Annotated in this window: 7 protein-coding genes; 3 read left to right on the forward strand and 4 right to left on the reverse strand. The window is 48.2% G+C overall.

Annotated features, from left to right (window positions below):
- Positions 1–117: 117 nt before the first annotated feature.
- The 3 genes from K5K95_RS00185 to K5K95_RS00195 all read right to left on the reverse strand — a co-directional run bounded on the left by K5K95_RS00185 (position 118) and on the right by K5K95_RS00195 (position 7,301).
- Entirely contained in the window at positions 118–3,828 is a 3,711-nt protein-coding gene (locus K5K95_RS00185) for a rhamnan synthesis F family protein (RefSeq protein WP_222587916.1), read from the reverse strand.
- Positions 3,829–4,239: 411 nt separating this feature from the next.
- Entirely contained in the window at positions 4,240–4,458 is a 219-nt protein-coding gene (locus K5K95_RS00190; RefSeq protein WP_222587917.1) for a hypothetical protein, read from the reverse strand.
- Positions 4,459–5,306: 848 nt separating this feature from the next.
- Complete coding sequence (locus K5K95_RS00195; RefSeq protein WP_222587918.1) at positions 5,307–7,301, reverse strand: polysaccharide biosynthesis protein; 1,995 nt, start codon at positions 7,299–7,301, stop codon at positions 5,307–5,309.
- Between the two features lie 658 nt (positions 7,302–7,959).
- On the opposite strand from K5K95_RS00195, the gene K5K95_RS00200 reads away from it, so the two are divergent.
- From K5K95_RS00200 to K5K95_RS00210, 3 genes are all read left to right on the forward strand, one after another.
- The gene (locus K5K95_RS00200; RefSeq protein ID WP_261398121.1) at positions 7,960–8,760 is read left to right on the forward strand and encodes an ABC transporter permease; all 801 of its coding nucleotides are present in this window, start codon (positions 7,960–7,962) and stop codon (positions 8,758–8,760) included.
- A 13-nt stretch (positions 8,761–8,773) separates the two neighbouring features.
- A complete protein-coding gene (locus K5K95_RS00205; protein ID WP_222587919.1) occupies positions 8,774–9,517 on the forward strand; it encodes an ABC transporter ATP-binding protein in 744 nt (247 codons plus the stop codon).
- Positions 9,518–9,962: 445 nt separating this feature from the next.
- Positions 9,963–11,147 carry an acyltransferase family protein gene (locus tag K5K95_RS00210; RefSeq protein WP_222587920.1) on the forward strand — a complete coding sequence of 395 codons (1,185 nt, stop codon included), beginning with the start codon at positions 9,963–9,965 and terminating at the stop codon, positions 11,145–11,147.
- Between the two features lie 335 nt (positions 11,148–11,482).
- On the opposite strand, the gene K5K95_RS00215 is transcribed toward K5K95_RS00210, so the two are convergent.
- Positions 11,483–12,529 carry an NAD-dependent epimerase/dehydratase family protein gene (locus K5K95_RS00215; RefSeq protein ID WP_261398122.1) on the reverse strand — a complete coding sequence of 349 codons (1,047 nt, stop codon included), beginning with the start codon at positions 12,527–12,529 and terminating at the stop codon, positions 11,483–11,485.
- Positions 12,530–12,707 lie beyond the last annotated feature (178 nt).

The following is a 12,707-nucleotide window of genomic DNA, read 5'->3' on the forward strand; positions in this document are numbered from 1 at the left end:
CTTACAGAGCTCATTAAAATAATTGGCTTTTTGCCTACCAGGCAAAAAGCCAATTAGCAACTTAGCAACTTAGCAACTTAGCAACTTAGCAACTTAGCAACTTAGCAACTTAGCAACCTAGCGCGTGCTACCTCTAACATTTGTTACAGCATATTCAAAGCCCTCGTTTTCACAGACCAAGGGAATGATACGTTCTAGTGCATGCAGCAACGAGCCATCATACGGAAGAGGCTCTGCAGGATAATCCTCCCACTTCAAACACAAATTGACTAGTGGTGCCAATACTTCTGAGCGAGCCCAGAACATTGTTCCCACCGGAAAGTTAATATTGTTAGGCAACTTGTCAATCGACAAGCGTAAAGCTAGTTCTTGAGCAGGTTTTTCGTTTGCATCCCAACCCACAACATTCGAATCATCTGGAAAAATCAACCCAAACTTCGGATTCAAGCACATTTGACCAACGATGACGTCAGCCATATTTCCAGCTGCTCCGCCCAACAAATTATCCAAGAGGAAGTGGAACCATTTTCGACCAACCTCCAAGTCTTTGACATCAACAGTTTTCTTAGTGTGAATATGCCCAACAATTTGATAATTTTGTACGAGCTCTGAACCGAAAGCAGTCAGCAAGGGACCAATGTCTCTCCCTCTATTTGGAACAACTTCAACACAGACAGCCTCTACGTTACTAGCCTTTAATAGAGCCAGGATTTCAAGCTTAGCTTCTAACGATGGAGCACTGATAAATAGATCTGGCCTTACCTTGTTCGCCTTGAGTCTTTGCAAAATTTCCGGGAGTAAATCCGGATAGAAAACGTGAATATGAAGCGCTATCTTTGTGTCATCCAACACATCGGCAACTATTGTCTTTGGCGTCAGCACTGGACGTAGCCAAGAGCCCTGAGGTTTACCTGCCTGAAGGAAATGAGAGTACGGATCAATCTCAAGATGATCGAGATTGTTCTGTTCAAGGTAGATACCCGGATGAAAGCCAGGGAAAGGTTTCTTTCTGCCTATTCCGCGCACCCAGGAACGCATATACATACAGAGCAGGTCGCCATCACTAAAGTTCACCCGATGAGAATCTCTGAGAAAATCAAAATCGGTCAAATCGGAGTCTTTCACGATCAAATAATCTGCATATTCCTGCTTCGTTCGCGCTTCGACAACATGCGCAATCCGTTCCAAATTTTCAATATATTTATTCATATCGAAATAATCTTGAGATTTAGAACGACTCTGCTTACTGACGTCAGCTCTCAAACTTTGAGAGTTCGCTAACGAAAGGATTTTTTCTGCCATTGATACAGTATCCAGATACGGCGCCACACATTCTTTAGCAAGACCGCACGAAGATAAGAAGTCAGCTATACCCGTAGTTTTATCAAAACACACAATCGGTAAGCCGTGGCTGAGTGCATCAATGGCGACATTGGGCAACGGATCCAGTCGCGACGTCAGCAGGAAAATATCGGAGTTTTCATACACTGTATCGATGGCGGAGGTTTCGGAAATGAAAAATACATTTTTCTCGAGGTTCGCTCTCGCTATTTGATCTGCCAAATAGACAGAATAGCCTATATCGTGATCGGGATTGTAGCCTTGTCCAACCCAGACAAAACGGCAGTTTTTACCACCTGGTGCATTGACCACCCTTGCAGCACATTCAATGAAAAGGTCCACTCCCTTTCTCAGCTGAACGTAACCGGCTCCAAGGATTACGACCTGCCCCTCAGCACTCCCATTAGGTCGCATCGCATTAATAATGCGTTGTTGCTCCCTCTCGATTTCGGAAGAACTATGGTTCTCGGGAGGCAAAAGGCAGCGGCCTTGGGGAAGAATATGCGTATGCCCTTTGTTTAGCTCCGCGTACTCCGCCTGGGCACTTTTCAATGTAATGTCTGTTGAAAATATCAGCTCACCTGACCAAAAAAGCGCTTCTCGAAATGCACTGCGAGGCCGAGTATTTGCGGCGAATTCATGCACTAGGCTTAAGCAAGGAACAAACCGCTCAGCAAGAGCAGGCAGTACGTATCTGGCTTCAATACTATTCGCTATTGCGCAATCTATATTGAAACGCTCAAGTATCTGTTTTACGACCGCCTTGGTAATTACCGAGTTATTTTTTATATCCGCGACGGGCCCAATTACCGCAGCACCTGAAGCTAAAAATGCATCCTCTAAATCCCCCCCACCAAGAAGAAGGGCGACAACGTTGTACTTTTTAGACAGGTTTATAATTATATTGAGACTTAATATAGGTGCGCCTGTCCTGGAAGCTTCGTGACTGACAACCAAAAACGTTTTGCGTAATGGATCGATAGACCCGTTTGCACCCCGAACTTCAAGAGCAGGCATGGCTCCCATGCGCCCCTCCCTTTTACCTGTAGATCGATAATGCATCTCTGGATCTACGCCGGAGTTTTTTACATCAGGGTAAAGAGCACGATATAACTCAGCATCAAAAATGTCCGCGTCTTGGATTTCAATAGAAAGCGGACGTCCTTCAATAGCTCCATTTACAAGGAAGTGCTCTTCTGGAGAAACCCCGATAGCAGCCACATCTGAGTTAGCATGTAAATATTTATTGTACTCAAAGCTAAAATGCTTTGAAAGCACACGTGCAAACGGGTGCTCAGCCGCCCCCATTAGCTTACGCGCCGCTCGCATAGCTTTCCACGGACGGGAAGAAAATATAATTTTCAGACACTCGGCCAGAACTATAGTTAGCTGATGTTTACTATCCAGCAATACTTCGAACTGATGATGAGCCTGCTTATTTCGCTCATTCAAGGAACGATTCTGTTCCCTTAGGGAAAGATTTTCATCTCGCTGCTTAACCAATTCAAGTTTTAAATTCTCCCGTTCAGTCAGTACAGTGGAAACTTTCGCTTCTAGCCCCTTCAGTCGCCCCTCAAGTCCATCAGAGAGCTCTCTAAGTTTGGATCGTTCTGCCTGAGCATCTTTAATCTGTAGGTGAAAGTCAGAGATCCTGGAGTGCCGACCTTTAATCATACTGATCCCTTTCAGCGCCATATCGAGTGCATCTTGACTCAATTCGGCTTTACCCTTAGGTACGTCCAAAGGGTAGTTGAAAGCAGCAAAATCCCCAGCATACAAAAGTTTTATCAACTCCGCAGACCTTGACGTAACAAAGCTTTCAGAGTAAGGAATTAGACTTTGGTTAGCTCGATTTGTCACAAACGGTGCAATAAACCCATCACCTATAATACTTTCAAGCTTTGCTTCCAGGCTCGACGTATCTTCTAACTGCGCAACAATGTCGTATTTTATTAAATCAGGACGCAGCAAGGCTACTTGTGGAGTCCAATGAGGATCCAAAAAACTCGGAGCCTCAACAGCTAACAAATATTCAAGAAAACCTTCAAAAGCATTCGAGATATCAACGGTGCTCGCTATTTTATGACAATAAAATTCATGCTTAACATACCGTCCTATTTGCAATGGCTCACGAAGTAAAATTTTTGATTGCCAAGCTGAAAATATACGTTCGTAAGGATTTCGAACCACCGCAAAACGAAAAACCCCATCGGTGTTAACTAGCTCACCCAGCCGGGACTCAGAAAGACCGGTAACTGATGGCGCAACCAGATGAAAGGTGTCATGGATGGTTAACTCTGGCGTACTCTCTAAACTTTTCAGGTCTTTATTGATGTCAGGCACATAACCTTCAAGCTTAGCAAACCACCATTTTAATGAAGTGGAGCCTGCTTTCGGCGTCGACACATAAAAAATCTTATATTTTTCAGAGTAGCATGAGCTATATCTCATCAACTCCGCTTGACCTTTAGAAATAACACCAAACATAACACACCCACCCTTTATCACAGATTTTTTTCATATAACAACAAACCGTCTACAGCACCCTACTAACAGGCAACTAAACCATGAGTTAACAATACCAAAAAAAACCCCTAGTTAATGCCGGAGAGACTCGAAACACCAAAGTATCCATGACACGATAAAATTCATTCGGCTGATAATTCGACCATCGCCCGCGGCCAGTAGAGAAATCAACTGCGGACCGTTGTCCAGCCGCAGCCATTCTAATAATTTTGTGATATTTAGGATATTGCAGCCCCGCCACTTCAAACCCTAATAACATTTTAATGAGCGACCCGAAGTAAAATGGTGGAGTCGTCAAGAATCGGATCGTCCAGCGAGAGCCGGGTGAACAGGCATAGCAAGGCACTTCCACGGAACGCATCCATCGTCGGATCACTTCAAGAAAAACCAGTTTTGCAGCAAACGAATAGGGCAGCATGGGCTCCAAAGGTACAACTTACGACCATCACCCACCTTGGGAAAGTACGGTTCAATCAGCGCCAGTAATCCGCTCCAGAGCACCACCCGCGCGATTTCAGCCAGAAAGCGTTCATGCCGGGGTTGCTTACGCTTGCTGACGTATTCGAAATCGGAACAGCTCATCTGGTTCATGCAGGCCTCAGGTCAGGTAGTCATGGCGTATTCAAGCACATCTGAGGACTTGTTCCGAGTTTCTCCAACACACCTACGACAAAAAAACTGCGAAAAGTTGACAGTCGGGTGCGCTTCCTGACCAAGCGCGCGAAATGCCTAAAAGTCGAACGCGATTACCCCTACGCCCCAAAACAAAATCTACTTCAGCACGCGGGTGACGATCGAAGACGCGGATGACAGGGCATCGTGCTTCCAGATTGTAGGCACTGACGGCTGGACCTGAAACTGTATCTGATCAGCGTCGCCCCCATACACTGGCGAACAGTTCGTGTAGATCGTCGCGATCGACTACCCCTGAATCTCAGCGACGAGTTATCAGACTTAGGCGGGCGATGCCTGATGACCTCTGCATCTTCGAAGCCAAGTGATGACAGCCAGGTCGAAGCTATCGCCGGCAAAACGTACTATCAACTCACCGCCTTCAAAGAACTGGACCAGGATTCAGAAAGGTTTCCGTTATGCTGGTATTCAGAAAAGAGTTTTTTTGGATTGTGCAGAGTAAGGTACGCCGTGATCGGCGCAGGACGTAGTAAGGGTCGTAGTGCATTCATCTTGCATCAAAAGTCTGCATGAGAGGTGAGAGGCTGCACCGAACCAGCGCTTTTGCAGTATTTCGGCCTGCAGCATGCGCGGTAACTGTGTCGCACTTGACCATAGGCGCAGCAATAGCAGTAATAGCAGCGCTGTAACCATAAGTGACGCTCCATGACATTGATAAGGAAGAACAGCTTTTCCGAAGCAGCCTCCCAAACCTGGCTCATGGGGCAATTCTGTCAAAAATGTGTCCGTTACAGCATGTGTAACGATCAGGGCTCGATGCGACGCTGCTGATAAATCAAGTCGACGATTTCACCATCCGGTGCGTAACCACTGACAGTGTCACGCAGAAGTTGGCGAACCCGCGAATAATCATCGCCCTCAACGGCAGACAGCAACTCCATCAACTTGCCTTTGAGCACTTCCCAAGGCAAATGATCTTCCTTGGCGCTCATGATCATCGGATGCCGGGTAGCAGACACGTTGTCGCCGATCAGCAACTCTTCGTAAAGCTTTTCCCCAGGACGCAGACCAGTGAACTCAATGGAAATATCGCCGTGCGGGTTTTTCTCCGAGCGAATGCTCAGGCCAGACAGGTGAATCATCTTCTCCGCCAACTCGACGATCTTGACCGGCTCGCCCATGTCCAGCACGAACACATCCCCGCCCTGTCCCATGGATCCGGCCTGGATTACCAGCTGTGCCGCCTCGGGAATAGTCATGAAGTAACGGGTAATCTTCGGGTGGGTAACCGTCAAAGGGCCGCCCGACTTGATCTGGCTGTGGAAAAGCGGAATAACCGATCCCGATGAGCCCAACACATTACCGAACCGCACCATGGTGAAACGGGTCTTGTTGACCCGGGACACATTGGCCTTATCCCCGAATAACACCGGCGCCAGCTCACGACTGAGTGCCTGTAAGGTCAACTCGGCCAACCGCTTGGTGCTGCCCATGACATTGGTCGGGCGCACAGCCTTATCGGTCGAGATCAACACAAAGTTTGCAACACCTGCCTCCAATGCAGCCTGAGCGGTATTGAGCGTCCCGATCACATTGTTCAGCACACCTTCGGCAATGTTGTGCTCAACCATCGGCACGTGCTTATAGGCCGCCGCGTGATAAACCGTGTCCACGCTCCAGGTCTTCATTACATCCAGAAGTTTATGGGGATGGCGAATCGACCCCAGTATTGGCAACAACCGGACAGGCAATGACTCACGAGCAATACGATGCTCGAGTTCGGACAAAATGCTGTAGAGATTGAATTCGCTATGATCGAACAACAACAGTGTGGTTGGTCCCAGAGAGAAAATCTGACGACAGAGTTCGGAACCAATCGAACCGCCCGCCCCCGTCACCAAAACGGTCTTGCCTTTGACGCATCGAGCCAGCAAATCAGGCTGCGCCGGCACCGAATCCCGCCCCAACAGATCAGCAATGTCGACTTCCTGAATGTCGTCCACCTTGACCCGACCACTGGCCAGATCAGTGAAATTCGGAACACTGCGCACATGGAGCGGGAAGTCCTCCAGAAAATTGAGAATCTCCCTACGCCGCGCACGAGTCGAAGACGGCAACGCCAGAAGGATTTCCTGTGCACCCGTTACGTCGATCATCTGCTGAATATGCTTGGGCTTGAAGACCTGCAACCCGGCAATTGAACGATCCGCGATAGAGGAATCGTCATCGACAAAGGCGACAGGACGCATCACGCGCCCCATGCGCAACGCTGCAACCAACTGGTTCCCCGCGACGCCAGCCCCGTAAATGGCGACTTTGGTCAAACCATCGTCTCGATTGACAAACGGTACATGCTTGGCAGCGGTGAACCAATCGCCCATGAAATACTGACGCATGCACAGACGCAGGCCGCCAATGATCACCAGGCTTAGCCACCAATAATTGAAGATGATGGAGCGCGGCACCACGACTTCGTGATTGCTGTACCAGTAGACCACCACAGCGAGGATGAGGGAAGACAGACTGACTGCCTTGACGATGGCAATCAGTGCATCATTACCGAAGTAGCGCATGACAGCGCGGTACATGCCAAAGCGCACAAAAAGGGGAATGGCGATAATCGAGGCGCTGACGAAGAGCCAGAAATGGGCCTTCAGCGGATTGTATACGTCGTCGATACCCAGGCGAACAATAAAGGCCAGCCACAAAGCGACCCACACCAAAACCACATCGGTGGCAACCTGTATGAGTCTTTTTTGCCTGCGAGGCAAACCCAGCAACACTCTGCGTATTTTATCCATTCAAGCGTTCGAGCCCGTAGCCCCCTCCTTTTGCGCGGTCGTCGATCGGCATTGTAACCTCTTGAGGACGAGATCGCCCAATACTTGCACGTGGCAGGTCCAGGAAGGAGCATTTAGCTGAAAGCCCCGCTATAATTCGCCCCTCTGAATGGCCTGCCGGACAAACAATGCACGGACGCGAAACTCGCTTGAAATCACGGATCGTTGCTGCCGCCAAACTGCTCGTCGATAACCATTAGCTAATCGCTCTGCCCGCTCTCGAGCTGGCGATTTATAGGGAGCACTGACGATCAGACGCTACGACTTAACCCAAAATGCGCTTCTGGGGGTGAGGGAAATTTCTTGGGAGTTCGCCTCTGGCCGTGGGATGATAGAAAAAGTGCAGGTCATCAGACAGAGACGCTATCTCGTATTGCTAGCACACTTTAATCGCCCAATACAAGCACTGCTTTTCAATAAAAAGCTCTTGTGATGATAGGGCGCGCGTCATACGAAATAGCTGCAGACTTTATGCCGCCTCCTTGCAACAGAGAGGCATTCTGCGCGGAGTACATCCCGCGATCGTAAAAAACTGGAAACTAGACGGGATGGAAAAAGTGACACTCACCCCTCCTACAAGATTACAATCATTGACTGTTTTGACAACCCGGTGTTTCGAATGCTAAACAACTCAATTACCGCCGCCATGGCAGATATAGCGACGGCTGTAAAGCGCTATTCTCTGGTAGGCATGCTCGGATGGCAGGATGTACGTCAACGGTATAGGCGCTCTGCTGTTGGACCGTTTTGGCTCACCATCAGCATGGGCGTTATGATTGGTACCATTGGCCTCGTATTTGGCCAAATATTTAACTCCCCCATGAAAGAATTTCTGCCATTTCTCGCAGCAGGTATGATTCTCTGGAGTTTTATTTCTACCTGCGTGTTAGAGGGCTGCACTAGCCTCATCGCCGCGGAAAGCATTATCAAACAACTCCCAATCCCATTATTTGTGCATATTCTACGCACACTATGGCGCAACACTTTGATCCTCGCGCACAACATCGTCATTTTCCCGCTTGTGCTGCTGGCTGTTCAGAAACCATTGGGTCTTGGCGCGCTGTTGAGCATCCCGGGCTTTGCACTGCTTGTTCTCAATCTGGCATGGATCTGCTTGATACTGAGCCTTTTATGCGCTCGATATCGCGACCTCCCGCAGATCATTGCGAGCGTCTTGCAAATTGCCTTTTACTTGACGCCAATCATGTGGCTTCCAAGTCTGCTACCTGGCCGAGCCGGCACCTATTTACTGGATATGAACCCCATCTATCACCTCATACAAATCGTCAGGGCTCCCTTGCTCGGACAGGATGTGAGCACTGTTAGCTGGTGCGTGGCCGGGGGCATGGCTCTGTTTGGCTGGTGCATAGCGATCATCATCTATGGCCTCTATAAACGTCGCATTGCTTATTGGCTCTAAGAAGAAAACTATTATGGCTTTTATTGAATTTCATAACGCATGCGTTGATTTCCCTATCTATAACGCAAGTGCTCGCTCTCTGAAAAAGCGACTCATTCAAGTCGCTACAGGCGGCAAACTCAGTGCCAACGAGCAAGGCAGAGTGATCGTCAGAGCGCTGGAAGACCTTACTTTTTCCCTCAATGACGGAGACCGGGTTGGATTGCTCGGTCATAACGGCGCTGGCAAAAGCACATTACTCAGACTGCTGAGCGGCGTATACGCCCCGTCCGCCGGTACCGCCAGTATCAGCGGCGAAGTCGCTTCCCTCATTGATATTTCATTAGGGATTGACCCGGAGGCATCCGGCAGGGAAAACATCTTCATGCGCGGCATCCTGCTCGGGATGACAAAAAGTGATATTGCAGAAAAACTCGAGGAAATTATTGAGTTTTCAGAACTGGGTGACTTCATTGACATGCCGGTACGCACGTACTCTTCCGGTATGCACTTGCGCCTGGCCTTTGCGGTATCGACGACCATCAGACCTGAAATATTGATCATGGACGAATGGCTGTCGGTAGGGGACGAAGGCTTCAAGCACAAAGCAGAAGCCCGGATGAACGAACTGGTCCAAGCCACCAGCATTTTGGTGATTGCCAGCCACTCCCGTGACCTGGTGCTGCATACATGCAATCGGGTCATTTGGCTGGAGCACGGCAAAATAAAAATGGACTCGGACCCCGAAACAGTTACCAAAGCTTATTTTGGCCATTAATATTTTCGTGCGCGCCTGTAATTCTTAATAAGCTAATAAACCGGTGAACTCATAAAAAACCACTTTATCAAGTTACGATGAACATTGGTTTTTTATGAAAGTAGCCGCATAGGCATTGCAGCATAGGAGGCAAAGCAACAAAGCCTCTTGCAAGCTACATCTCGTGATGTCATCCGACGCAAAAAGCCGAAAATGTTTATCTGCCCCCCCCGAAAAAACTGTCGTTAGCCTCGCAGCCTCGGTTAAACGGGTCATTATGGTGACGTTATTCAGTTACATGCGTTTGACGTGGTCGTCAACAATCTGGCATTTCCGCAGCGCGGAGAGAGCGTCAGCGCCAATGCAGCCTACCCCCAAACGCTATGGGTCATAGGCTAGCCAAACCAAATAAATCTGCCTATTATTCCGCATTCATAGATCAAACGATAAATATTCAAGGCCTGACATGTCAGCAAAATTGGAAACTGGAAGCAATAGACTATTCCCTCTTGAAGCCTATAGGGGAATAGCTGCATTTATTGTACTTGTTCACCATTTTTTTTTAGGATTTTCCCCATATACAACTGGATTATTAGGGGACGCACGAAACAAAGACAGCTTAATAGGGCAGCCATATTTTGCTCTTTTTAACGGCACAGCAGCTGTTGGTTTTTTCTTCACCCTTTCAGGCTTTGTTTTGTGCTGGTCCTATTTTAATCATGAAAACCCACAAAAACTGCTTCTAGCGTTTCTTAAAAGATTTCCTAGACTGGCCGCTACAGTAACGATTACCACTGTCGCAAGTTACTGCTTATTCAAGCTTGGTTTTTACTATTTCCACGACGCTTCACAACTTAGCTTGAGCCCATGGCTTGCGACGTTTGCTTACGGATTGACACCAGGGTTTGAACCGAGCTTTTGGGGAGCTCTAACGCAAGGAATGACAACTTTTTTCACAGGAGTAGCTAGCTACAATACAAACCTTTGGACCATGAAACCCGAGTTTTACGGCAGCATGATTGTCTTTATGCTTGCATGCTTTATTTCAGTAATACTCGAATACCGCTACCTTATTTACGCCTTCATAATTATTTCAATATCAGCACTGTTCTATAACGACTTCATATTTCCCTTTGTTGCCGGTACATTTCTTTCTGTTTATCTGACCAAAAACAAAAATGAAATCCCCTTCCTCGCATCTATAGCATTAATTATTTTCGGGCTATACTTGCTCGGATACATGATCCCGGAAAAGTCATACGTTTGGGCTTCAGTCATCCCCGATATTATGAAAGCTCATACCCAAACCTTGCTCCACACGCTGGGTTCCGCCTGCATAATATTCGCAACCATGAGCAATCAAAAGGTGTTTAAAAACCTGGACGGCAAACTTTTAAGAGGTATTGGAAAAATCAGTTTCCCACTCTATCTTGTCCATACCCTTGTGATCTGCTCACTATCAAGCTACGTATATATCAAACTTGCAAATCACGGAATCAGCAACACTCAAAGCTTAATTATCGTATTTATTGTCACCGCTACCACTTCAATTGCATTAGCAGTACCACTCTCTCGCTTTGATGACTGGTGGGTTAAGCAGGTTAACACCATCACACGAAAACTATTGAAAGAGAAACAATTAGTCCATTGAGCTCTACACCATAAGACGCATCTGCCAATCACAGACAAATCAGCTACAGTCGCGTGAATTGGTCTTTCATGGATGAAAGAAAATACAGAAACAAGAACGCCGGTTTGATTGAGATGTTCGCGGGTGCAAACATATTCAACAAATCGGCGTTCTTATATGTAATATTCTAGAAGGGCATTTCTTTCGTCACAACCCGGCCGGATGGTGACCCTTTACAGATCGATTTGACGCCTCATCCTCCCGCTTTTGAAGCCTTCCAGAGATCGTAACCGCACCATAAGCTCACCTTCCAGGAAGTGAGCTTATGGTGTGTTTAAATCGTTAAATCAATGTGCTTATTCAGGATTATCCGATAACCAAGCAGCAAAGCGCTCCAATCCATAATCGAAACTCACGAAAGGTGTCCACCCCAAAGACTGTTTGGCGCGTTCGATATCCAGGACACTGACAGGCACATCAAATCCGCGACCCGACAAGTACTCACGACTGGCATTTCGCCCCGTGACCCTCTCGATCGCGTCAAGAACCTCATTGAGACTATGTCCGCGCCCTGAACCGATATTGAACACATGCTCTTCACCGGATTGCGCTGACGATGCCAACAACGCTCTCACCACATCAGAGACATGAATGTAGTCGCGTACAACTGTGCCATCGCCCCAAATCTCAACCGTCTCGCCACGCAGGACTTTACCAAGGAATACGGCTACTGCGCCTTGGCTAGCATAGGTGCGCTGCCCCTCACCAAAGGGGTTTGCGAGACGTAGAACAGTATAATCAAGACCGTATAAGCGATGGAAAAGCGCCAGATACTTCTCGATCGCCAACTTGGCGATCCCATATGAGCATGCCGGGTCAGTAGCATGGGTTTCTGGAATAGGTACTTGCGTAGGGTCTCCATACACCGTGCCACCGGAGGATATAAAAACAATCTTCCTCAGGCCGGACTTCACCGCAAGGTTTAGCAGGCGAATGGTCGCAACGACATTGCTCTCCACATCGAAGACGGGATCAGCATTTGAAGACTTGGGGAGGGTCGTAGACACCAGGTGATAGCAAACATCGCAACCTTCCAATGCCTTGGCGACTTCGGCCTCGCTGGTGAAGTCTCCTTCGCAAAGCTCGAAATTAGGATGGCTGAAGTGGGATTCACCCAACGGCGCCACATTGGGACGATCGAAACAGCGCACAAAATGCCCCTGTTCGAGCAATGCGTCTATCAAGTGGGTGCCTATGAAACCACGCCCCCCCAAAACCAGGGACCGCTTAACGGGATCAGGGGAAGTGTTCTCGGAATTATTCAACGTTGCCCTCCAGCGCTTGATATGGTTGAAACTGCCGCCTTGTGCAGCAGCAGACAAGGCGGGCTTGTCCTGCCCCATCCTTGGCAACCATTGCAACGACCTACACTTATTATTTAACGGAACACACTGTGACGGCTAATGATACGTCAAGAGAGGCGGCTTACCAAATTGCCGGAGATCCCGTCTCGCTCTCAGTGCCGGCCTGGCAATCAGCCGGACCGGCCCTGTGAGCCCTCCCCTAAACGCTAGCTGTCCT

This window comes from Pseudomonas sp. DR48 (genome assembly GCF_019823085.1).
Classification (GTDB): domain Bacteria; phylum Pseudomonadota; class Gammaproteobacteria; order Pseudomonadales; family Pseudomonadaceae; genus Aquipseudomonas.